General features: G+C 68.8%; 18 protein-coding genes. 10 read left to right on the top strand and 8 right to left on the bottom strand.

Annotated features, from left to right (window positions below):
* Positions 1–3 precede the first annotated feature (3 nt).
* Genes EV137_RS02530 through EV137_RS02505 form a run of 6 tightly spaced genes read left to right on the top strand, consistent with a single transcriptional unit; the run spans position 4 to position 5,820 of the window.
* Positions 4–930, top strand: coding sequence for a carbohydrate ABC transporter permease (locus EV137_RS02530; protein WP_134010132.1), 927 nt, complete (start codon positions 4–6; stop codon positions 928–930).
* Positions 927–1,808: a carbohydrate ABC transporter permease gene (locus tag EV137_RS02525; protein ID WP_134010134.1), complete on the top strand. Its 882-nt coding sequence runs from the start codon at positions 927–929 to the stop codon at positions 1,806–1,808. Before EV137_RS02530 ends, EV137_RS02525 begins: the two co-directional genes overlap by 4 nt.
* Positions 1,805–2,680: an NAD-dependent epimerase/dehydratase family protein gene (locus tag EV137_RS02520; RefSeq protein ID WP_238175047.1), complete on the top strand. Its 876-nt coding sequence runs from the start codon at positions 1,805–1,807 to the stop codon at positions 2,678–2,680. Before EV137_RS02525 ends, EV137_RS02520 begins: the two co-directional genes overlap by 4 nt.
* Positions 2,681–3,934 (top strand): enolase C-terminal domain-like protein, encoded by a 1,254-nt coding sequence (locus EV137_RS02515; RefSeq protein ID WP_134010136.1) that lies wholly within the window; start codon positions 2,681–2,683, stop codon positions 3,932–3,934.
* Between the two features lie 55 nt (positions 3,935–3,989).
* Positions 3,990–5,255, top strand: a complete 1,266-nt coding sequence (locus EV137_RS02510) for an ROK family protein (RefSeq protein WP_134010138.1) — start codon at positions 3,990–3,992, stop codon at positions 5,253–5,255.
* Positions 5,256–5,262: 7 nt separating this feature from the next.
* Positions 5,263–5,820, top strand: coding sequence for a GNAT family N-acetyltransferase (locus EV137_RS02505; protein ID WP_134126252.1), 558 nt, complete (start codon positions 5,263–5,265; stop codon positions 5,818–5,820).
* 92 nt (positions 5,821–5,912) lie between these two features.
* Here the strand turns inward: EV137_RS02505 and EV137_RS02500 are convergent, their stop codons facing one another.
* The 3 genes from EV137_RS02500 to EV137_RS02490 all read right to left on the bottom strand — a co-directional run bounded on the left by EV137_RS02500 (position 5,913) and on the right by EV137_RS02490 (position 12,254).
* A complete protein-coding gene (locus EV137_RS02500; RefSeq protein ID WP_134126250.1) occupies positions 5,913–7,001 on the bottom strand; it encodes a Gfo/Idh/MocA family protein in 1,089 nt (362 codons plus the stop codon).
* A gap of 7 nt (positions 7,002–7,008) precedes the next feature.
* Entirely contained in the window at positions 7,009–10,824 is a 3,816-nt protein-coding gene (locus EV137_RS02495) for a glycosyl hydrolase family 28-related protein (protein ID WP_134126249.1), read from the bottom strand.
* Between the two features lie 65 nt (positions 10,825–10,889).
* On the bottom strand, positions 10,890–12,254 hold the full coding sequence (locus EV137_RS02490; RefSeq protein WP_134126247.1) for an MDR family MFS transporter: 1,365 nt from the start codon (positions 12,252–12,254) through the stop codon (positions 10,890–10,892).
* Between the two features lie 90 nt (positions 12,255–12,344).
* On the opposite strand from EV137_RS02490, the gene EV137_RS02485 reads away from it, so the two are divergent.
* A complete protein-coding gene (locus tag EV137_RS02485) occupies positions 12,345–12,905 on the top strand; it encodes a TetR/AcrR family transcriptional regulator (protein ID WP_134010148.1) in 561 nt (186 codons plus the stop codon).
* On the opposite strand, the gene EV137_RS02480 is transcribed toward EV137_RS02485, so the two are convergent.
* The gene (locus EV137_RS02480; RefSeq protein ID WP_134126245.1) at positions 12,889–14,001 is read right to left on the bottom strand and encodes a tyrosine-type recombinase/integrase; all 1,113 of its coding nucleotides are present in this window, start codon (positions 13,999–14,001) and stop codon (positions 12,889–12,891) included. The two genes, EV137_RS02485 and EV137_RS02480, sit on opposite strands and share 17 nt — an antisense overlap.
* Positions 14,002–14,127: 126 nt before the next feature.
* Here EV137_RS02480 and EV137_RS02475 point away from each other — a divergent pair, with 126 nt between their 5' ends.
* Complete coding sequence (locus tag EV137_RS02475) at positions 14,128–15,321, top strand: coiled-coil domain-containing protein (RefSeq protein ID WP_134126243.1); 1,194 nt, start codon at positions 14,128–14,130, stop codon at positions 15,319–15,321.
* Between the two features lie 126 nt (positions 15,322–15,447).
* Here EV137_RS02475 and EV137_RS02470 read toward each other — a convergent pair whose 3' ends face one another.
* Complete coding sequence (locus EV137_RS02470) at positions 15,448–16,245, bottom strand: NAD(P)H-binding protein (protein WP_134126241.1); 798 nt, start codon at positions 16,243–16,245, stop codon at positions 15,448–15,450.
* A 56-nt stretch (positions 16,246–16,301) separates the two neighbouring features.
* Between EV137_RS02470 and EV137_RS02465 the strand changes: the two genes are divergently transcribed.
* A complete protein-coding gene (locus tag EV137_RS02465) occupies positions 16,302–16,697 on the top strand; it encodes a winged helix-turn-helix transcriptional regulator (protein ID WP_134126239.1) in 396 nt (131 codons plus the stop codon).
* A 106-nt stretch (positions 16,698–16,803) separates the two neighbouring features.
* Here the strand turns inward: EV137_RS02465 and EV137_RS02460 are convergent, their stop codons facing one another.
* Positions 16,804–17,211, bottom strand: a complete 408-nt coding sequence (locus EV137_RS02460; RefSeq protein ID WP_134010156.1) for a hypothetical protein — start codon at positions 17,209–17,211, stop codon at positions 16,804–16,806.
* A gap of 237 nt (positions 17,212–17,448) precedes the next feature.
* On the opposite strand from EV137_RS02460, the gene EV137_RS02455 reads away from it, so the two are divergent.
* Entirely contained in the window at positions 17,449–18,432 is a 984-nt protein-coding gene (locus tag EV137_RS02455) for a BtrH N-terminal domain-containing protein (protein ID WP_238175046.1), read from the top strand.
* A gap of 48 nt (positions 18,433–18,480) precedes the next feature.
* On the opposite strand, the gene sepH is transcribed toward EV137_RS02455, so the two are convergent.
* Positions 18,481–19,842: a septation protein SepH gene (sepH, locus tag EV137_RS02450; RefSeq protein WP_134126237.1), complete on the bottom strand. Its 1,362-nt coding sequence runs from the start codon at positions 19,840–19,842 to the stop codon at positions 18,481–18,483.
* A gap of 204 nt (positions 19,843–20,046) precedes the next feature.
* Positions 20,047–22,506, bottom strand: a complete 2,460-nt coding sequence (gene pepN, locus EV137_RS02445; RefSeq protein ID WP_134126235.1) for an aminopeptidase N — start codon at positions 22,504–22,506, stop codon at positions 20,047–20,049.
* Between the last annotated feature and the right edge of the window lie 75 nt (positions 22,507–22,581).

Raw genomic sequence — 22,581 nt, 5'->3', positions numbered from 1 at the left:
CCAATGTTCCAGCAACGAACGGATAAGCCCGGCCGGAACGGTGCTCAATCTTGGGCCACCTGGTACCGCTCCGGCGGGCTGAGCGCGGTCTTCTTCGCCCTGCCCCTGGTCCTGATCTTCCTGTACTTCTCCTGGGGCCCGATCGTCCGCGGCCTGGTGCTCAGCTTCCAGAAGAACAACCTGGTCGCCCCGCCCGAGTGGGTCGGGATGTCGAACTTCAGTTACGTGCTGACCGATCCGCAGCTCCCGCAGGCAGCGCTCAACACGCTCTACTTCTGCCTGCTGGCCCTGATCTTCGGCTTCCCGGTGCCGTTGTTCCTGGCCGTCTTCATCAGCGAGCTGCGCAAGACCGGTTGGCTCTACAACGTGCTCTCCTACCTGCCGGCCGTCGTACCTCCGGTGGCCGCGATCCTGTTGTGGACGTTCTTCTACGACCCGAGCGGGGCGGGCGTGTTCAACTCGATCCTCGGCTGGTTCGGGCTCGGGCCGTTCGCGTGGCTGAACTCGCAGACCCTGGCGATGCCCGCGATCGTGCTCGAGGCGACGTGGGCCGGCGCGGGCGCCACGTCGATCATCTACCTCGCAGCGCTGACCGGCGTACGGACGGAGTTGTACGAGGCAGCCGAGCTGGACGGGGCGGGGATCTGGAGCCGGGTCTGGCACGTCACGCTGCCGCAGATCCGCGGAATCATCCTGATCATGATGCTGCTGCAGCTGATCGGGACGTTCCAGGTGTTCACCGAGCCGTTCCTGTTCACCGGCGGCGGCCCGAACAACGCCACCACGACGATCCTGCTGCTGATCTACCGGTACGCGTTCATCAACGGCGACTTCGGCGCCGCGACCGCGCTGAGCGTGCTGCTCGCGGGGGTGCTGTGCGTGCTGTCGGTCGTCTACCACTTCGTCACCCGCCGCTGGAGCACTACATGAGTCACGAGCGCGGAATCATCTCGACAGCCGACCGGCAGCGCGGCCTGATCCGCTACGGCCTGCCGACGATCCAGGTGCTGATCTTCATCGCTGTCCTGATCGCCGGCGTCGGGCCGCTGCTGTGGCTGCTCAAGTCGGGGGTCTCCACGAGCCAGGACATCCTGCGCGGCCCCATGCAGCTGTGGCCGTCGGGCATCCAGCTGAAGAACATCCCGGACGCCTGGAACCGCGTGCAGATCGGCGCGTACCTGGGCAACACCGCGTTCATCGCGATCGGTTCGATGATCTCGACCCTGTTCGTGTGCACGACGGGAGCCTTCGTGCTGAGCATCCTGCGGCCGAAATGGGGACCGGTCGTCACCGGCGCCGTCCTCGCCACACTCTTCCTGCCCGGTGTCATCTCGCTCGTCCCGCTGTACATGACGGTGCTGAAGATGCCGGTGCTCGGGATCAGCCTGCAGAACACGTTCTGGGCGGTCTGGCTGCCGCAGGCGGCCGGGGCGTTCAACGTGCTGGTGATGAAGCGGTACTTCGACTCGATCCCGCGTGAGCTGATCGAGGCTGCCCGGATCGACGGCGCGAGCAACCTGAGGCTGTTCACGTCGCTGATCCTGCCGCTGTCGAAACCGATCGTCGGAGTCGTCGCGCTCCTGACCGTCATCGGTTCGTGGAAGGACTACCTCTGGCCGCTGCTCGTGCTGCCGGACCCACGGCTGCAGCCGATCTCCGTCGCGCTGCCGCGGGTGGCCAAGACCACAGAGATCTCCCTGCAGATGAGCGCGCTGTTCCTCGCGGTTCTGATACCTGTCGTGCTGTTCTTGTTGTTCCAGAAACAGTTCCTGCGCGGCGTGGGAATGGCCGGAGGTATCAAAGAGTGAATGAACTGAACGGTCGGCGGGTGCTGGTGACGGGGGCCGCCGGCCGGATCGGGCTGGTCACGGTCGAGCATCTGAACGAGTTGGGTGCCAAGGTGACCACGCTGTCGAACGTCGAGCACCCGGATCTGAAGGCGGACCGGGTGCTGATCGGCGACACGCGGTCCGAGACGGACGTGGCGCATGCCCTGGAGGGCGCGGAGTACGTCGTCCACCTGGCAGCGCTGCCGCATCCCTCGGCCGGTACGCCGTACGAGGTGTACTCGATCAACGTGGTGTCGACGTTCAACGTGCTGGCCCAGGCCGGTGCGCTCGGCATCGACCGGGCCGTGATCGCGAGCAGCATCAACGCGACCGGCGTACCGTTCAACCCGCACGAGATCCGGCCGCCGTACTTCCCGTGGGACGAGCAGGCGCCGAGCGACATCGCCGACGCGTACTCGCTGTCGAAGCAGAACGACGAGAACACCGCGCGGATGGCATGGCGGCGATGGGGGATCGACGTGGTCGCGTTCCGATTCCCCCACGTCAACTCGCCGGAGGTGCTGCAGGAGATGTCCGACCACGTCCGGGAGCATCCCGGAAGCGGCTTGCGGGAGGCCTGGAGCTACCTGGACACCCGCGACGCGGCGTACGCCGTGGAGCTCGGACTGACCGCGCCGTTGTCGGGCGCCCACACCTTCTTCGTGACCGCGAGCACCACCAACGCGCCGTACCCGACCGAGGACCTGCTGGACGCGTACGCGCCGGACGTGCCGCGGTCGCGACGGTTCGCCGGTCGCGAGGTGCCGATCGACCTGACCGCCGTACGGACCGTGCTCGGCTTCGAGGCCCGGCACGAGCTCGACCTACCCACCCTCTCCCTGGAGCACTGAATGCCCTCGAACTTCGACCAGCCGTGGCCCGTGCGGGACGACCTCCGGATCCGCGAGGTGAAGGCGATCGTCACGGCACCGCAAGGCATCCCGCTGGTGGTCGTGAAGATCGACACCACCGAACCGGGCCTGTACGGGCTCGGGTGCGCCACGTTCACGCAGCGCTGGAAGGCGGTCCAGACGTTCGTCGACGAGCACCTGTCGCGGCTGCTCGTCGGCCGCTACCCGGGTGACATCGGCGACCTCACCCGGTTGGCGTCGTACTCCGGGTACTGGCGCGGCGGACCGGTCACCAACAACGCGATCTCCGGTATCGACCAGGCGCTGTGGGACATCGCCGGCAAGCGCGCCGGCATGCCGGTGTACGAGCTGCTCGGCGGCAAGGTCCGTGCCGCCGCCGACACCTACATCCACGCCAGTGGCAAGACGATCGAAGACACGATCGACCACGCGCAGAAGCTGATCACGCAGGGCTGGCGGCACATCCGGCTGCAGATCTCGACACCGGGCGGTGGCGGGTACGGAGCTCCGCAGGTGCCGACGCTCTACCCGGACGCGCCGTACCGCAATGGCTGGTCGGCGCGGGACTACCTGCGGACCACGCCGGAGCTGTTCGCCGAGGCGCGGCACGCGCTGCCCGACAACATCGAACTGCTCCACGACGTGCACTCGCGGCTGACGCCGAAGGAGGCGGTGCTGCTGGCGCGTTCGCTCGAGCCACACCGGTTGTTCTTCCTCGAGGATGTGCTCGCGCCGGAGTTGTGGGACCGGCTGCCCGAGGTCCGGGCAGCCTCGCCGGTTCCGCTGGCCGTGGGCGAGCTCACGACGTCGTTCGGCGACGCGGTCCGGCTGATCCGGGACGGCGGCGTCGACTTCATCCGGTCGCATGTTTCGGATATCGGCGGCCTCACCCCGGCCCGCAAGCTGGCGGATCTGGCCGAGATCTCCGGTGTACGGACAGCCTGGCACGGTCCCGGCGACACGTCGCCGATCGGCGCTGCGGCGAACGTCGCGCTGGACGTGACATCGGTTGCCTTCGGCATCCAAGAGGGGCACATCTACAACGAGGCGACGTACGAGGTGTTCCCCGGGACGCTGCGGATCGAGGACGGCTGGCTGCGGCCGAACGACGCGCCCGGCTGGGGAATCGACGTGGACCTGGACGCGGCGGCTCGTTATCCGGCGGAACTGTCCGGTCACGACGAGTGGGCGGCCGGCGTACGGCGCATCGACGGAGCGCTCGAAGCGCCGTGACATCGGGCGCCGGGCAGTACGATCACGGCCAGTAGGGACGAGACGGGAGGTGGAGATGAGCGATTCGGTCGAGGGACTCGCCGACTTGCGGCGCGCGGGCGCGAACCAGTACGACCTGGGCTCGTTCAACGAGGCCGTGATCATCGAGACGATCCGGCTGGCCGGCATCATCAGCCGGACCGAGATCTCCCGCCGTACCGGCCTGACCCAGCAGTCGGTGTCGCGGATCCTGCGTCTCCTTCTCCAGCAGGGGTTGCTGGTGGAGGAGGCGCAGGAGCGCGCTGAGCGGCTCGGCAAGCCGCGGACTCCGGTGCGGTTGCGGTCGAAGGCCGCCCATGCGGTCGGCATCCATATCGATCCCGAACTGCTCACCGTTGCCGTGGTCGACCTGGACGGCACGATCGTGCGGCGCGAAACGGTCGACCTCGCCGACGACCTCCCGGCGGACCAGTTGATCGACCTGACCGCGGCCACGGTGAACGCCGCACTCAGCATCAGCCAGGTCGACCTCGCGTCGATGCTCGGTGTCGGCGTCGCCGTACCGGGCCCGATCGACGCGGACGGGACCCTGCTCGCGTTGCCGTTGCAGCCGGCCTGGCGCGGGTTGAAGATCCGGCAGCTGCTGCAGCAGAAGCTGAACCATCCGGTGCTGGTGGAGAAGGACGGTACGGCGGCCGCGATCGGCGAGCGGTGGATCGGCCGGTCGGCGCGGGCGCGGGACTTCGCCTACCTCTATCTCGGCACCGGCGTCGGCAGCGGCCTGATCCTGAACGGCTCGATCTACCGCGGCGGCACGGCGAACGCCGGTGAGTTCGGGCAGATCGCGGCGCTGCGGATGGGGGAGTGGGACCCGGACAACGGGCCGCGGATGGTGCCGGAGTGCAATCCGACGGCCTCGCTGCCGGTGATCGCGGGCGAGTTCGGGTATGTCGAGACCGATCCGGCCGCGACCGACGAGGCCAAGCGGTACCGGGCCGTGTGCAAGGCGGCGGCCGATGGGAATGCCGCGGCGGTGAAGGCGGTCACGCAGGTCGCCCGGGTGATCGGGCAGGGCGCGGTCGGCCTGGTGGATCTCCTCGACATCGACCTCGTGGTCCTCGGCGGGCCGGCGTACGGCAAGGAGATCTCGGAGATCCTGCTGACCGAGATCGGGCGCGCGGTGAACGCGCATCCGGTGGCCCGGGAGACCCGGCCGGTCGCGGTCGAGGAGTCGATGCTGCAGACCGACGCGGCCGCGGTCGGGGCGGCGTCGACGATCTTCCACGACGCGTTCACCCCTCGGGTCTCGGGATCGAGTCAGGCACGTAGGCTGCCCAAGTGATCGAACAGTGATCGAACCCCGCCCGCTGACGCCGGACGTCGAGCTCCGGATCGCGACCCTCGACGACGCCCCTGCCCTCGCCGACGCACAGATCCGGAGCCGCGAACATCTGCGGCCCTGGGAGCCGGTCCGGGACGAGAAGTGGTTCACCCCCGCCGGGCAGGCGGAGCGGATGACGTACCAGCTCGAGCGCTACAAGAACGGGCTGGTCGTGCCGTGGGTGCTGGCCTCGGGCGATCGGATCGTCGGCCAGATCACGTTGAGCGACCTGGTCCCCGGCCCGTTCCGCAGCGCCGCCCTCGGCTACTGGCTGGCCGTCGACGTACTCGGCCGCGGCCTCGCCACCCGCGCCGTCGAGGCCGTCGCCGAGATCGCCGACAACCAGCTGAAGCTGCACCGGATCGAGGCCAGCACGCTCACCGGCAACGTCGCCTCCCAACGAGTCCTGCAGCGCACCGGCTTCACCCAGATCGGCATGGCCCCCACGTACCTCCACATCGACGGCCGCTGGCAGGACTGCAATTTGTACCAGCGCATCCTGAACTCTCGCGAGCCCGGCGCGTAGGTGGATCTCCAGGCCATCACAATCGCCGTCGGCGAGCGTGCCCACGCTGAGCCGAGTCCTGCTCGGCACATTGTGATGGCCTGGAGATCCAGTCACCTCGGTGGGAGGCCGACGCCGCGCGACACATCCACGTCGTCGTAGCGGCCTTCGAGTACGTCGAGGAACTTCACCGGGCGTTGGAGGGTGGAGGCGATGTAGACGGCTCGCACTGTGGCGAGCGCGTCGATCGCGTCCTGGACCGTGATGGCGGGCGGGGTGCCGTCGGCGATCGCCTTGAGGATGTCGTCGTACTGCGCCTTGTGGCCGCCAGGGCCGCCGACGTCGACGGGCTGGTCGTCGGTGGAGCCGTCCACGTTCAGCCGGCGGAGGCGATCGTCCTCCACCTCGGCGCCGCCTTCGGTGCCGTGGACGGAGACCCGGGTACGGCCGCCGGGGAACGCCGCTGTGGTGGCGTGCAGTGTGCCGACGGCGCCGCTCTCGAAGGTGATCGTGGCGACGACCGTGTCCTCGACCTCGATCGCGTGGTGGGCGGCTCGCAGCGCCTGGGCCTGGATGCTCACCGGACGGCCCATGAACCACAGCATCAGGTCGACGGTGTGGACGCCCTGGTTCATCAGCGCGCCGCCGCCGTCCTGCGTCCACGTCCCGCGCCAGCCCGCGGACGCGTAGTACTCGTCGCTGCGCCACCAGGCCACCGTCGCGACGGACGACGTCAGCTGCCCGAACCGCCCGGCGTCGATCGCCTGCTTGACCATGGCGCTGCCGGCGTCGAAGCGGTGCTGGCTGATCACCGACGACAGCACGCCGTGGCTCCCGGCCCGGGTGGCCGCGGCGCCGAGACGCCGCGCCCGGACCAGGTCGACGTCGAGCGGCTTCTCGATCACGACGTGCTTCTTCTCGTTCAGTGCCTGCTCGGCCAGCGCCGCGTGCGTGCCACTGGGGGTGCAGATCGCGACGAGGGAGACGTCCGACCCACCCAGCGCCGCGGTCAGGTCGGCGTGCACCTTCGGCTCCGGCTGCCCGAGTTCGACCAGTTGTGCCTTGAGTGCCTCCGCGGCCGCGGCGTCACCGTCCACCAGGGCGGTGACGATCGCGTCCGGCCGTTCCGCGATGGTCTTGGCGTGGGTGCGGCCGATGATGCCGCACCCGACGATCGCGACCTGCTGTTGTGTGTCAGCCATCTCGCTCCTACTTCATTGTGAAGTTGGCTATCAGTTTCTGGTCCGCGGAGACGGTGAAGGTGTACGACGGCGCTGTCGACACCACGATCCCGGCCACGGTCCAATCCCGGAAAACGCTATCCGATCCTGGCGCTGCCGTCACGGTGACCTGCGCGCCGACCTCGTACGTTCCTGGCTCGGACTCGTTCCCGGTGATCTTCACGGTGCCGTTCCCGTTCGCCTGGACGGCGATGCTGCGCTGGACGACATTGATGACCATCACGTTGTGCAACGTGGCCGGTCCGCTGAGCGTCGCGCCGTTGTAGCGGGCGAGGTTCGTAGCCTCGACGTCTCCACCCACTACCTGCACGGTGTGCCCGTCGCCGCCGAGGTTGTCGGTGCCCAGGTTGAACGCGTCCACCTGCCCGGAGTTCACCACGAGGCCGTCGTGGAACCCGTACGCGAACACGTTGAGCAGCGTCAGCCCGCTCGCCCCGTCGACGGTGACGATCTTGGCGGTCTTCCGCATGTACTTGTCGATGACGAGCTCGAAGATGCGACCCTCGTTCATCCAGTACGGCTGCTGGTACCCGACCCTGGTGACCGCGTTCCCGTTCGAGAGCACCCCCTCGACGCGGCCGCCGCGCCCCGGGCCGATCGCGATAGCGTGGTCGAAGAACGCGCCCGCGACCTTGCGGACCACGACGCCGTCGCCGCTGAGGTCGATGCCGTTCCAGGCGTTCGGGAAGCCGGCGTTGATGACATAGTTCCCGCCTGCGTGGCCCCGGACGGCGTACGGATAAGAGACGACGCTCTCGGCCGGGTTGTTCTCCGGGTAGAAGACCCGCAGCCCGCGGACGCCGGCGCCCTTCCCGGAGAGCGTCAAGAGAGCGGTTGCCGACGCTCCCGCGCCACGTCCCTCGAACGCCTGCAAGACCGTCCCGCCGCTCGCCCCGCCCTGGTCCCGGTTCGGTACGGCGGAAGCACCGCGGAACTCGACCTTCGCCGGAACGCTCAGATGCGCACCGATCCGGTACCAGCCGGCGGGCAGGTAGACGATCCCGCCACCCTCACGCCCGGCACGATCGAGCACCTTCTGCACCGCACGCGTCGCGTCGGCGGCCGGCAGGTACCCGACCCCGTGCGGCGCCTCCACGACGTACAACTTCTGCACCGGCTTGGGGAGCGGCTTCTGCATGTACGTCGGGGCGCTGCCGGACATGCGGTGGATGATCCCGGATTGTGCGCCGACGACCTCCGTGCCGGTGATCTTCACGTAACCCCGCGAGTTGTTCGTGATGCCGCCCTCGATGCGACCACCGGCGAGCGTCATACCCCAGCGGTCGTCCATCACGTCGACGAGCAGCCCGGTCCCGACCCGGCGTACGTCGGGTTCCAGGAAGCTGCCGGTGAACTGGGCGCGCTGGCCCGCGACGACGTGGATGCCGACGGCGTAGTCGGACAGCGCGATCCGGTACAACTGGTCCCACTCGAGGTCGCCGAGCACCAGGCCGGTGCCGTGCGCCCGGGTCCAGGCGTCGAGGGCGGCCCGGGACGGCGGGTGGAACGCGGCTGGCGCGGACGACCAGTACGAGTTGCTGAAGGCAACGTTCTCCCAGGTGCCGACGTCGGCGCCGTTGTAGGCGCGGACGCCCTCGAACAGCGCCGTACCGCGAACGTTGCGGATCGTCGTCGACTCGTGGACCTGACCCGAGCTGGGGGCGTTGCCGTGGTCGTTCGGCATCGTGCTGACGCCGATGCCGCGGTACGAGTTCAGCATGGTGACGTCGGACACCGTGGCCATCATGTAGTTCTCGTTGCCGATCCAGGCTCCGCCCGGGATCTCGAACGTGTAGTTGTACGGGACGGGAGTGCTCGCGCTCTGGTGCGTGTAGTACGTCGTCACGCCGAGAACGCCCGCGCTGCCGCCGATCCGGAACAGGCTCGGCCCGTCGTCACCCGACGGCAGGTCGGCGACGATCACCGTGCCCGTGCCGAGCTTCTGACCGTGGTCACCACGCAGACTGCAGAACGCGTGCACCTCGATCGTGTCGGTCACCCTGTACTGCCCGGCCGGCAGCCACACCGTGCCACCGCCCGCATCTTGGCAGGCGTAGATCGCCTGCTGGATCGCCTTGGTGGAGTCCCGCCTGCCGCTACGGTCGGCGCCGAACTGCGTGGCGTCGAAGTCCGCGACAACGCCGTCCTCGGTCGGATTGCTTGTCGAAACGAGCCGCGGCGTCGGCGCCACGACCGGCGCCAGCCGCAGTTGCAACTCCTTGACGGCAAAGGAATCGGCCCCGGTCATCGCGACCCGGACGTACCGCGCACTGACCGTCGCGAACCGCGTCCTGCTGAACTGGTTGCCGCCCGGCGATCCGGTCCGGCCGACGCTCACGAACGTCTGACCGTCGTTCGACACCTGCACGGAGTAGTCCGGGCAGTACGCCTCGGCCCACTCGACCCGCACATCGTTCACGGGACGCGGCGCCCCGAGATCGATCTGCAGCCATGAGTCCGCACCACCGGTCCAGACAGTCTCGTGGTCGTTGTCGTTGACCTGAGCAGCCCCGGTCCCACCGCTCGCAGTCGCCGTACCGTCGTCCGCGAAGTTGGTGTCCACAACCGAGGCGGTGAAAGCGTCCAGCTTGGCCTGCAACGTGGTGAGCGCTTCCTTGACCTGTACGTCGGTGACGCCCGGAGTGGACGCGAACGCCTGAGCGTTGTCGATCGCGTCCTGCAAGATGGCGCGGCTGCCGACCGGGTACTGCCCGTCGCGCGTCCCTTCGCGGGCGGCCTTCTCGGTGCGGGTGGCCTGACCGATCAGGTCGACGAGGCCCTCGGTGACGTCGAGCGTGGTCGCGACCTTGGCCACGCGTACGGCGGCGACCTTGAGATCGACCGCGCCGTCGCCGTTGTGGATCCGGAAGTCGCCGCCGTTCGAGCGGTTCGTCATCACGGCATCCGGCAGCGCGAATGTGTACGTCTTCCACGTCCTGGTGTCGCCGTACCGAACGACCTCGGAGTTCTTGAACTTGTCCGGGATCGTCTCGCCGGGGGAGTCGTAGTGCAGACCGAACTGCCCGCTGCCCTCGTCGAAGTAGTCGACGCTGACCAGCACGAGACCGCGGTTGTCGTACAGGTAGGTGTCGGCAACGTTCAGGTAGAAGAAGTTGGTGCCCGGCGCCGGCGCGGTGTGGTCGGTCTGCCAGTACGGGCGACCGTCCTGGACGCCGGTGATCAGGTGCGAGGCGTCGTCACCGGCGCGCGGGCTGATCCCGTTCTGGACCGGCGTTGCACCGAGCTGCACCGACGCTCCCGCCGTACTGATCCGCAGGCCGGCGATCGTGATGTCGGCGCTGCCGAAGACGCGGACGTCGGCATCCCCGAGGCGGTTCGTGAACGCGATGCCGGTCAACGAGAAGACGCCGGTCTTCCACTGGCCGGTGTTCGTGAGCTGGACGTCGGTGGTGTCCTGCTGCGGATCGGCCTTGGCGTCGTACTGGAGTTCGAGCGTGCCCGAGCCGCTGTCGAGATAGGTCACCGTCACCAGGACGTCGTCGGTGCCGATCTCGTCGACGTAGTCACCGTCGACGTCGAACTCCAGGTACCCGGTGCCGGCGGCCTGGTTGGTCTGCCAGTACGTGCGGCCTTGTTCGGTGCCGGTCCGGAGACCGGCGGGGTCGTCTCCGGCGGCGGGCTGCACGCCGAGCGTGGTCGGGGCCGGCCCGAGATCGGCACCGACCCCACTGGGATACATGGTGGCAGCGTGCGCCGAAGGTACGGCGAGAACGCTGGTGAGAAGCACGGCGGGAAGTATCCGCGCGAGAAAGCGTCCGGACATGCTGAAACCTCCAGGTGGCGGACCGGAAGATCAACTGCGCGGATAAGTTAAACCAAGCGTGTTACTTATTCAAGAGCCCGGCGTCGGGGCAAGAAGAACGCTGGTACGGCGGCCAGCACGGTGAACCCGATCGCCCACCCGAAGCTGTGCGCGTAGGCCGTCGACGCGTGGTGTCGGGTGAGCTGGCTCTGCAGTACGACGGCGAGCGTCGCGGCACCGAAGGCGCCGCCTAACTGCTGCATGATCCGCGTTGTGCTGCTGGCGTGCGGGATCTGCTCCGGCTCGAGGTCACGGAAGGCGCCCACCATTACCGCGAGATTGACCGCGCTCAACCCCGCGCCGCGAAGCACGAGCGCGGTCCCGAGTAGCCAGTACGACGCCTCCGCGATCGCGAACGGGATGGTTCCGAGTGCAGTCAGAACGATGCCGGCAAGGACGACCGGGCGCGGGCCGAGGCGATCCGCGAGACCCCCGGCGGTCCGCGCGAGCAGGCTCCCGATTCCTTGCGGTACAAGGAGCAGGCCGGCGGCAGTCACCATCTCGCCGCGGGCCTGCTGATAGAAGAGCGGGAGAAGCAGCATCGCGCCGTACAGACCGAAGCCGGTGAGGAACATGAGCGCGGTCGACGCGGCGAACGATCTCGTGCGGAAGAGTGCCAGGTCGATGAGTGGCTCGGCGGCGCGACGCAGTACGAACGCTCTCAGCAGCAGCACGCCAGCGGCGAGCGGAAGGAGTGCGGCGGAGTGGCCGAAGCCGTGGTCGCCGACCTGGCTGAGACCGTAGATGATCGCGGCGAGCGCGGGGGAGACCAGGAGCAGTCCGAGTACGTCGAGCCGTGCCGCGATCGCCGGAGGGTCGGGCTTGAGTACACCTACGGCGAGGGCGATCGCGGCGATGCAGATCGGCACGTTCACGTAGAAGATCCAGCGCCAATTCAGGTGGCCGACCAGGACGCCGCCGATCACCGGGCCGAGAATCGGTCCGACCAACGCGGGCAGCGTGACGACCGCCATCAGCCGGCCGATCCTCCTCCGGCCGGCGGCGCGCAGCAGCAACATCTGCAGGATCGGCAGCATCAGGCCGCCGCCCACGCCCTGGACGACGCGGAACGCGATCAGCGAGCGGATGTTCCACGCCGCACCGCACAGCATCGATCCCGCGAGGAACAGTCCGAGTGCGACGATCCACATCCGTTTGGCGCCGAAACGGTTCGCCGACCAGCCGGTGATCGGGACCGCCATCGCCAGCGCCAGCAGGTACGCCGTACTGACCCATTGGACCGTGGCGACCGGGGCGCGCAGGTCGGCACCCAGGGTATGGATCGCGACCGTGACGATCGTGCTGTCGAGCAGCGGGGCGAGCGCGCCGAGCACGAGGACGGCGGCGAGTTTCAGGACCGACCGGTCGAGGCGGTCCGTCTGAGTGGTCATCCGAGAGTCTCCTTAGAGACGTGACGTCTCTTACGCGTTTCAGGGTAGGCTCGGATCATTAAGAGACGCAAGGTCTCTTCTGGAGGTTTCATGGAACGCCGCCGCGGTGCCGAACTCGAGGCCGTGCTGCTGGACGCCGCCTGGGCCGAGTTGATGGAGTCCGGCTACGCGCAGTTGACGATGGAGTCGGTCGCGGCGCGGGCGCAGACCGGCAAGCAGGTGCTGTACCGGCGCTGGCGGAACCGGGCCGAGCTGGTGATCGCGTCGATGCGGCACCACGCCGGCTCGATCGTCGAGAACGTACCGGACACCGGGTCGCTGCGCGGCGACGTACTCGGAGTGCTGCAGCAGATGGCCGACCGGTTCACCCAGCTCGGACCGGACACCATCCACGGGCTGATGGCCGAGGCGCCGGACCTCGACCCGGAGGTGTACAGCCGGATGACCGGCGTCATGGCGGCGATCGTGAAGCGGGCCGCGGAGCGCGGTGAGATCGCGACGGCCGACGTACCCGTCGTAGTCCTGACCGCGCCCACGAACCTGATGAGGCACGAGATCTTCTTCAGCCACTCGCCAGTGCCGTCGTCGACCGTCACAGCACTGGTCGACGACGTGTTCCTGCCACTCGTGGGGTTCAGCCGGGAGACTTGAGGTGCCGCGGGACGGCGGTCATGACGCGGCCGAGGTCGTCGGTGAGCGCGGCGACCCGTTCGGCGCGGCCGTCGTCGTCGATGTAGATCATGACGGTGCGGACGTCCGCGTGCCCGGACAGTTCCTGGAGGTCCTCGGCGCTGTGGCCGCGGCGCTTCTGGTCGGTGATGGCGGTGGCACGCAAGGAGTGCGGGCCGATGGTTTCCGGGCGGGGGATACCGGCTGCTCGGGCGAGGCGGCGGAGCAGCCGGGTGACGTCGTGGCGGTCGAGCCGGCCGCCGGCGGCATCTGCGATGAGCGGGGCCGCTCCCACACCGTTCCAGGCCGGTCGCGTCGCGCGGTACAGGTCGAGCAGTTCGGCCACTGTCGTCTCCAGTGGCACTCTGACCGCCTTTCCGCCCTTGCGGGTCACGACGAGCCACGTTCGCCGGCCCTCGTCCTGACGGTCGGTGTCATTCGCACCGCAGAGCTCGGAGACTCGTAAGGCGCCGGTATAGAGGAGACCGACGACCAGTGCGTCGCGGACATCACTCGCCGCCGCGAGCAACGCGGCGACCTGATCAGCGTCCAGGACACGCGCCGACGTGGCGCGCCGTCCGCGGTGGAACTTCGGCCGGTGGTCGTCGTCGGAGATGGGGGACACCACGGGCAGGCCCCAGCCGGCGGCGTACCGGTACAGGCTGGACAGCGTCGACAGGCGGCGCGAGACCGAGGACGCGGCCGCCCCCGCGTCCTGCTGACAGGTCAGCCACATCGTCACCTCGCCGCGGTGCAGGTCGAGGCCGAACCGCTCCCGGCCGAGCTCACGGCGGGCCCAGTCGGCCCACAACAGCAGGTCGTCGGCATACCCGATCCGCGTGTCGCGACTTGCCCGTCTGGTGCCGCCGAGCCACAGCACGACCAGTGCGATCAGCTCGGGGCTCAGCGCTTCGGCGAGCAGGTCGAGGCGGTCGACGGGAGCCGCTTTCCGATCGTGGAGTGGTCGTCGACGGCCGAGGACGCGGCGCACGGCAGCTTCCGTCGTCGCATCGGGCCTCGGAAGTTCGACGGCAGTCTCCGTCGGGCGGAACACGAGCGGCGCCGGCAGATCGTCCACAGGAGAGAAGGTAGCGCATAACGGGGATTATGCGCTACTTCAGTTCGGTTTCGTTCAGTCAAAAGTAGTAGACAGTAACCATACTCAAACCGGAACTTTATCGACGAAATCCATTAGAGTGGCGTCATGACGACGACGGAGGCGGAGCCCCTCGCGCGGACCCGGCCGGGACTGTGCGAATTCCCTGGGGTCAGTTGCGAGAACCCGAAGCAGGTTGATCCCGGCACGCCGGGGCGGCCGCCGAAGTACTGTGGCCGCGAAGGCGCAGGCGTCGACGGCAACCCGGTCGTTCACAACAAGGCGAACGCGTGGGCCGCGAAGAATCGCCTGGCCAGGCAACCGTTGCGCCGTGATGCCGCCGCTGCCGGCTCCGAACCGGTGCCGGGCCGCGTGACGGCGGCCCGGATGACCCTCGAGCAGTTGATGAAGAGCAACCTGCCACGCTTGGTGGACGAGCTGGAGGGATACCTCGCGCAGCTGGCGGACGCAGTCCGCACGTACGGCGACGCGGAAGCGGTGGCGGCCGAGGTGGAGCAGTTGCAGGCGGAATCGCGTGCGGAGCTGGCCGACCTCGAGCGGCGGCGTGGGGAGGAAGAGCACCGGCGTCGAAAGGCGGAGCAGCAGGCCGCCGAAGCCGAGGACGCACGGGAGGAGGCCGACGAGGCTGCTCGGGAGGCCGTCGCGGCGCTGGACGAGGCTCGCGTCGATGTCGCGGTCGCCGAGGAAGCGGCAGAACGGGCTCGGCGAGAAGCGGCCGCCTTGCGTGAGAGCGCCGCCGCTGAGGTGGAGCAGCTGCGGCAGGAGATGGCGTCCGCCCGTGAAGCAGCAGCTGCGGAGGTCGAGCAGGTAGGCGCCGAGACCGAGCAGCGGATCCGCGACCTTCAGGCCACGGCCGAGGAACAGGTCCGCCAGGCCCGTAGCGAACTCGAGGCCGCACGAATCGCCCAGGCCGCAGCCGAGGCCGAGCGCCACACCGCACAGGCGACCGCGGACCAACTCCGCACCGAGCTCCGCCAGGAGCGCGAGCAACACCGGGCAGAGCTGGACGCCCTGCGCACCGAACACCGCACCGACCGCGAACAGCTGCGAGCCGACCACCAGGCCCAACTGGCCGACGCCAGACGATCAGCCGAAGATCGCGTGGCCGCCCTGGCCGCCGCCCAACGAGCTGCCGAACAATTCGCCGAATCCCTCCGCGACCAGCTCGCCACCCGATCAGCCCCGCCGCCTGACTCCGAAGAGGTGACGGGCAGGTCCACGGCCACCGGCACGGAACAGGCAACCCGCGGGCACGACAAACCAGCCACACCCGCGCGGTAACCGCTGTGCCGCCGCCCCAGGAGCCTGTGCCGTCACCGCAGGAGCCTGTGCCGCCGCGGCAGGCGACTGTGCTGCCGGTGCGGCAACAGGCTGTGCTGCGGGCGGGGCATCAGGCTGTGTTGTGGATCAGCGGAAGGCTTCGAGGTTGCGGGTGACCCAGTCGGTGAAGGTGTGGGGCGGGCGGCCCAGGACCTTCTCGACGTCGGGGCTGACCGCTTGCTCGGCCGGCGTGGGTGTACCGAGCACATCGAGCGTGGCCTCGACGACGGGCGCCGGCATGAACGTGAGCATGCCGGCCCGAGCCTCGTCCCGGCTCAGCTCCGTGAAGCTGATCGGCGTACCGATCACGTCCTGGATCACCGCCGCCTGCTGGCGCGGTGAGATGGCCGCAGGCCCGGTGAGCGTGTAGACGGCGTTCGCGTGGCCGGCGTCGCGGAGTGCCGCCGCGGCAACCGCGGCGATGTCGTGCGGGTCGACGGCCGGTAGCGCGACGTCGGCGAACGGCGCGGCCATCGCGCGCCGGGTCCGGATCGACTCCGCCCAGGCGAAGGCGTTGCTGGCGAAGTTGCCAGGACGCAGGATCGTCCAGTCGAGATCCGATCGGGTCACGGCGTCCTCGTGTACCGAAGGGTGGCGCCCGGTGGTGACGCCTTGGGAGGAGAGCAGGACGACGCGTGGTACGCCGGCGTTGCGGATCACGTCGACGACGGGCCGGAGGTTGCCGTCGGCAAGGAAATCGGCGGAGGTGAGTAGGAAGACGGCCTTCGCTCCGTCGAGGGCCGGTGCGAGGGTTTCGGGACGGGTGAGGTCGGCCTGGTGGCCGTCGCCGTGCCGCGAGACGGGGACGACGTCCTCGCCGGCGGCGGTCAGGATCTGGACGAGTGGGCGGCCTACGTTGCCGGTTGCTCCGGTGATCACGATCATGGTGATGACGCTACTGGCCTCGGGATAGTAGGTACCTAGAGGATAGTATTGGGTTTGTGAGCGAGAGCACAGCAGCTGATGCGGCAGTCGATCCCGTGCAGGCCTGCCCGATCGCGCCGGTCGTCGACCTGGTCTTCAGCCGGTGGACGACGCCGATCCTGTGGACGCTGAACGAGTACGGCCGGCAACGGTTCGTCGAGCTGGAGCGACGGATCGGCGTGATCACGCCGAAGGTTCTGACGCAGCGTCTCCGTCAACTGGAGCGCGACGGCCTGGTCACCCGCACCTACCACGCCGAGGTCCCGCCGCGCGTCGAATACGAGATCAGCCCCCTGGGCCGCAGCCTCGCGCCGCTCTTCCACTCCCTCGCCGAATGGTCCCCGAACCTCGCCAAGGTAGAGGCGGCCCGCGAAGCGTTCGACACCCACGAACCCGCCCACCGCCGCCCCTGACCCCGCCAGCCCGTTCCGCACGCGACGGGTTATCCCCCCGCGGGTGGGTTCTCTGCTGATACACGAAGGGAGAACCCTGCACGCGACGGGATATCCGGCGTTGTGGTCAGGCGACGCCGACCAGGTCTCGGGTGCGGAGGGTTTCGAGGAGAGTCAGGAAGTGATGGGCAGCTTCGGGTAGGCGGAGGAGGCCGGCTTCGTGGTGGCGCCAGCCGTACTCGAGTTCGCCGTCGATGGTGCGCTCGTCCAGCGGTACGGCGTACCGGCTGAGCGTCACGCGGGCCGGTCCGGTCTGCGGGTGATGGTCGCCGCAGCCGCACTCGGCCGGGATGGTGATCGTTGTGAGGGCGTCGGGGGAGTAGCTGCGCAGCCGGAGCGTTGTGCCGCGGGCGGTGAACTGGACGATCGTGGCGTCAGGCAGCTGGACGAGCAGCTCGACCGGTACGGCGTACGAACCGGGAAGGAGCCGGAGACCACGGGATGCGAGCAGATCGGCGAGAGCCGGGAGATTCATGCGGATTCCTGTGAGTGCTGTGTGTCGGCGGGCGGGCCACGGAAAAGGTCAGGGCCTCGTGCGCCGGGAGCCGGCGCGCGTCAGCGACAACAGCAACAACACAGCATCTGCATGCCGAAGATCATGACAGCACCCGGGGTCCACCACCAAACACCATCCGCGATGTGGGACAACTGTCCGTGATGTGTCAGCGAGGGGGCTCGACCCTCCCGCTGCCGGAGGGTCCATCATGCGGGGGTGCGAACAGATATCGAGACCCGAGGCGGCGAGCACTGCGAGACGACAACCCTGGGTGTGCTGCTCCGCGACGAAGGAGTGGAGCTGTCCGAGGCCATGCTCTTCGGACTCGGCTCCGGTCTGTCCTTCATCTATTGGGACAGCAAGAGCATGGGCTTTCCCTTCCTCGGAGGACGGGTGAAGCCGTTCGAGCTCACCAGGAACCTGGCCAGGACACTCGAGCTGGAGCTTCTGGTCCAGGAGACCACCTCGCCGAGGAGGGCCTGGGAGAGCGTCGCGGCCTCGATCGACGCCGGCCGCCCGGTCGGACTGCAGCTGGACAGCTACTACCTGGACTACTTCAGCTCGAAGGTGCACTTCGGCGGTCATGTGGTCGCGATGTACGGCTACGACGACCACGACGCGTATCTGGTCGACACCGACCAGCAAGGCGGAGCGGTGTCAACCACCCTGACCAGCCTCGCCGAGGCGAGGGCGGCGCGAGGCCCGATGACAGCCAAGCACCGGTCTTTCACCATCACCGCTCCCCGACAGCTGCCTTCACTGGCGGCGCAGGTCGTTCCCGCCATCAGCACGTGCGCCGACGCGTTCCTCCACCCGCCCATCGCCAACCTCGGTCACCGAGGCATCGCGAAGGCCGGCAAGCAGGTACGCCGGTGGCTCGAGCGGACCGACGATCCGCAACGGGATCTGCCACAGGCCGCGCTTCTGATGGAGAAGGCCGGCACCGGTGGCGCGCTGTTCCGCAACCTCTACAGCGACTTGCTCGGCGAATGCACGCAACTGCTCGACAGCACTGAGCTGCGCACCGGGCACCGGCTGTACGGCGAAGCGGCCGCCTTGTGGACCGAGGTCGCGGCACTGATCGCGACAGCGGGCAGGTCAGGAGATGCGCAGTACCTGGTCAAGGCAAGCGCGGGCCTCGGCGACCTCGCCCGGATCGAGTACGACGCCATGCAGGCACTCAGCCGCCTGAGTGCCTGAGCAGTCGAGGTCGGTGGGCGCGGTCCGCGAAGCTACTGGACTGCAGGTTCAGTCGGCTTTCTTGCCGAACATGATCTCGTCCCAGCTGGGGACGCTGGCGCGCTTGCCTCGGCGGGCGGGCTTCTTCTTGGGCTCGGCCGTGGTGTCGTCGGTTGCGGGCTGGGTGGTCTCGGTGCTGTCGGGCTGGTCCGGCTGCGCTGTGGCTGCCGGGGTCTGCTCGGGAGTGGTCGGCGGCTCGGGGGATGTCGGCTCGCGGACAGGGTCCGGGCGGCGGGCTTCCGACGTACGGGCTGCTGGTCGGGGTGCTGGTTCCGGGCGCTCCGGGCGAGCAGCCTCGGGGTGGTCGTCCGGGGTGGCGGGGGAGGCGAAGGCGGGTGGATCGGCTGGGCGTTCGACGGCGCGTACGGCGGGGCGCGGGGCCGGGGGCTGGTCGACCGGTACGTCGATCAGCGTCGGCTCCTCGTCCGGGTTCGGCACCGAGTGCACCCGCCGCGGACCCCGATCCGCGTCCCGCGAACCCTCCCGCGCAACCTCACGCGGATACTCACGCCCACCATCACGAGCATCACGTCCGCTGTCGCGGGACTGCAGGCCGAACTCGCGGCCGTCGCCGGCTGCGTCACTCCCGCTGCCGCGGGGGGCAGGGTGGTTTCGGCGACGGAGGCCGACGGTGTCCTCGAAGCCTGCCTCGTAGCTGTCCGCGCCGTGGTCGGGGGCGATCAGCGGGTCGATGTCCGCGACCGCGGCCAGCCGCCGCTCACCGGGCTGCGGCTGCACCGGCGTCGTGGTCGTCACCTGCGCCTGCTCGCCGACGAGCCATCGCGCCTCGTCGTCGTCGGGCACCGCGTACCGCCCGGGGGCGTCGTACGCGAACATCGCGATCTTCTCGTCCTTCGGCTCCGCCCCAGAATCGGCACTGTCCTCGGACTCGACGAAGTACGACACCCGGACCGCCCAGCGGCCGTCCTCGCGCCGCCACGCGTCCCACTCGGCCGAGGCCGGGTCGACCTGCCGCGTCCGCAGCCGGTCGGTGACCCAGGCGCCGAGGTTCCGCGTGGGTGCGTCACCGCCACCGCGACGACGGACGGAGGCCCGCTGCGCAAGGCTGGCGATGTGGTCCCGCTCGGCCAGAACGGGGCCGGCGAACGCCATGACGCGTTCCATCGGCATCTGGGCGATCGCAGCAACCGCCTCGGGACTTTCGCCGGCGCGGATACGAGCCTGGATGTCTCGTGGGCGCAGCGCGCTCTCCATTTGAATCTCCAGCTGGCCGAGTCGGGCACGGTCGCCGCGGAGGGCCGCACGCAACCGGTCGTCGACCGGTACGGCGAACTCCTCACCCGTCTCTGCCATCGCCAGGATGAGCTGTTTCCCATCCTGGCTCAGACCGACGAGCCTCGCCTCGCGCATTGACCTTGTTCTCCTGTGCGGTTCTAGACAGTCTCTCCCGGACGCTGGGCCTGACCAAGACCGGCGCGCCGTGCCGCGCGGTCATTGTGGAGGTTACGTCACGAATCCACATCTTGCCTGGTCACCAAGGTCCTCCTGATCACACCAGTCACATTAGTCACAACACGGTGTGACTGCTAACCACTCGTCGGCTCTGCAGCCCACTCAGAAGGCGGATCGCACCGCAAGTGCACGCTTCAGGTCGTCCGCGCTGTCGCCGACGGATCGCCGGATGCCGGCCGCGACGGACTCGTCCGCGATCAGGTCGGCGGCCCGGTCGACGACCCGCTGCTCGACCGCGTACCTGGGGAACGCGAGCTTCGCGCTGGTTGCCACGACCCAGCCGGAGCGGAGCTTCTCGGTGCCAGGAATCTCCGCGAAGTACCGGTCGACGTACGGCGCGGTGAGCTCGGCCTGCGTCGGGTGCCAGAACCCTTCGCACGCGGCGTACAGCTCGTAGTTCGCGATGTCGGCGTCGGTGGTGATCTGCGCCCACGCCCGATCCTTCGCGGCCGCCGTCGGCAGCGCGGCGCGGCAGCGGGTGGCGTGGACGATGCCCTCGGACGACGAGTCCCGTTCGAGCTCGGCGTCGATCTCGGCCTCGCCGATCGCGCCGAGGCGGGCCAGCTGCAGCGTCACGATCCAGCGCAGGTCGGCGTCCATCGTGACGCCCTCAGGTACAGGAAAAGCAGAGTCGCCGGCGAGCCAGCCCCGCAACCGGTCGACGTCGTCGGTGAACCGCGCGAATCCGCGGGCGACCGACAGTTGCACGCTGCTTCCGGCTTCGACAGTGTCCAGGCGCGCACGCAGTACGTCGGCCAGCTGCCCGCGGTACGGCTCGTACGGCAGGTAGACGCCGAGCAGGTGGGTGTTCGACCAGTTGAGCAGCGTCCCGACCGCGATGTCGCTGGTCTCGGTCGGCAGCATCCCGAGGACGACGTCGAACCCGATCCTCGGGTCCAGCTCGCCGTCGGCGACGGCGTCCCGCACGCTGTTCAGGATCACGGCGCGCGTCACACCGTCGTCGATCTTCGGCAGCAGCGCCGCGAGGTTGTCCAGGCTCACGGAGTCCAGCCGGATCTTCGCCCAGCTGTCGTCACCGGCGTCCGGGATCACGACCGCTAGGGACGGGTCCAGGTCGACGTCCACCTCGTCGGCGTCGATCAGTACGTCGACCGTCGTACGGCGGCCCTCCGCGTCGTACCCGCCGACGGTCAGCTTGTGCGGCCGCGTCGCCGGGTACGCCTCGGGTGCCTTGCGGTGCAGCTTGATGCCGGTGGCGGTCCGGGCGGCGCTGATCGTGTCGACGCCCGGCGTCCGCAGCCAGGCCTGCGCCCAGTCGTCCAGACCGACCGCGCCGGCCTCGGTCCACTTCGCGACCAGGTCGGCGAACGTCGCGTTGCCGAACTCGTTGGCGACGATGTGCGCGTTGACGCCGGCCAGGAACACGTCGTCACCGAGGTACGCCGCCAGCTGCTTGAGGACCGCCGCGCCCTTCGCGTAGGAGATGCCGTCGAAGTCGTCGAGCGACGCGAGTGCGTCCTTGACCGCGTCGGCCGCGACCGGGTGGGTCGAGGACCGCTGGTCGGCCTGCAGGCCCCACCACTTGCGCATGTAGGCGAAGTCGATCCAGTTGTCGGTGTACCGGGTCGCCTCGGTCGACACCCGGTGCGCCATGTACTCCGCGAACGACTCGTTCAGCCAGAGGTCGTTCCACCACTTCATCGTCACGGTGTCGCCGAACCACTGGTGCGCCATCTCGTGCACGATGGTCCGGGCCCGCTGACTGCGCTCGCCGTCGGTGACCGCCGAGCGGAACACCATCTGGTCCCGGAACGTCACGCAGCCCGGGTTCTCCATCGCGCCGGCGTTGAACTCCGGGACGAACGCCTGGTGGTAGTCGCCGAACGGGTACCGGTACCCGAACATCCGGTGGTACGTGTCGAAGGACTGCTTGGTGACCTCGAAGATGTCCGCGGCCTCCCGCTCGAGCGCGTCCTTCAGCGACTGCCGCGAGACGACGCTGAGCGCGATGCCGTCGTGCGAGTCGGTGATCTGGTGGTACGGCCCGGCGACCACGGTGACGAAGTAGGTCGACAGCGGCTTGGTCTCGGCCAGCTCCCAGCGACCGGGGGAGACCTGTGTCGCGGCGCCGTTGCCGAGCACGAGCCACTCTTCCGGAGCCGTCACCTTGAATCGGTACGGCGCCTTGAGGTCGGGCTGGTCGAAGCACGCGAAGATCCGCGGGCCGGCGTCGAGGAACGACATCGCGTAGGTGTAGGCGAGATCGTCGGCGGCGTCGACCGCACGGTGCAGGCCCTCACCGTCGTGCGAGTACAGCATCGAGGCGACCACGACGAGTTCGTTCTCCGGCTGCAGGCCGGTCAGCTCGAGCTGCCCGTCGCTCAGTCCGGCCACGTCGACCGCCGTACCGTTGAGGGTCACGGAGATCAGCTCGTCGGGTTTCACGTCCACCGAACTCGACGACTCCGAGGCGGTGAACCTGATCGTCGTGGTGGACCCGAACGTCCGCTCGCCCTGGGTGAGGTCGAGGTCGACGTCGTACGACTGGACGGAAAGCGCGGCGGCCCGAGTGCGGGCGCCGTCGACGGTGAGACTCGGCATGAGGGCCACTGTATGCCGAGACTAGGCTGAGCTATGAAGGAGCGAAGCGAGTTCATCATTCAACACAGCGCGGCA

Origin of the sequence: Kribbella pratensis, from assembly GCF_004366075.1 — a bacterium.
In the GTDB taxonomy this organism is placed as follows: domain Bacteria; phylum Actinomycetota; class Actinomycetes; order Propionibacteriales; family Kribbellaceae; genus Kribbella; species Kribbella pratensis.
The sequence above is the reverse complement of the archived record's forward strand: the minus strand, read 5'-3'. Positions and strand labels throughout refer to the sequence as shown.

Coding starts and splice junctions, on each gene's coding strand:
- EV137_RS02530 (WP_134010132.1), top strand. CDS start 4: ATGTTCCAGCAACGAACGGATAAGCCCGGCCGGAACGGTGCTCAATCT.
- EV137_RS02525 (WP_134010134.1), top strand. CDS start 927: ATGAGTCACGAGCGCGGAATCATCTCGACAGCCGACCGGCAGCGCGGC.
- EV137_RS02515 (WP_134010136.1), top strand. CDS start 2,681: ATGCCCTCGAACTTCGACCAGCCGTGGCCCGTGCGGGACGACCTCCGG.
- EV137_RS02510 (WP_134010138.1), top strand. CDS start 3,990: ATGAGCGATTCGGTCGAGGGACTCGCCGACTTGCGGCGCGCGGGCGCG.
- EV137_RS02500 (WP_134126250.1), bottom strand. CDS start 7,001: ATGGCTGACACACAACAGCAGGTCGCGATCGTCGGGTGCGGCATCATC.
- EV137_RS02495 (WP_134126249.1), bottom strand. CDS start 10,824: ATGTCCGGACGCTTTCTCGCGCGGATACTTCCCGCCGTGCTTCTCACC.
- EV137_RS02490 (WP_134126247.1), bottom strand. CDS start 12,254: ATGACCACTCAGACGGACCGCCTCGACCGGTCGGTCCTGAAACTCGCC.
- EV137_RS02485 (WP_134010148.1), top strand. CDS start 12,345: ATGGAACGCCGCCGCGGTGCCGAACTCGAGGCCGTGCTGCTGGACGCC.
- EV137_RS02475 (WP_134126243.1), top strand. CDS start 14,128: ATGACGACGACGGAGGCGGAGCCCCTCGCGCGGACCCGGCCGGGACTG.
- EV137_RS02470 (WP_134126241.1), bottom strand. CDS start 16,245: ATGATCGTGATCACCGGAGCAACCGGCAACGTAGGCCGCCCACTCGTC.
- EV137_RS02460 (WP_134010156.1), bottom strand. CDS start 17,211: ATGAATCTCCCGGCTCTCGCCGATCTGCTCGCATCCCGTGGTCTCCGG.
- sepH (WP_134126237.1), bottom strand. CDS start 19,842: ATGCGCGAGGCGAGGCTCGTCGGTCTGAGCCAGGATGGGAAACAGCTC.
- pepN (WP_134126235.1), bottom strand. CDS start 22,506: ATGCCGAGTCTCACCGTCGACGGCGCCCGCACTCGGGCCGCCGCGCTT.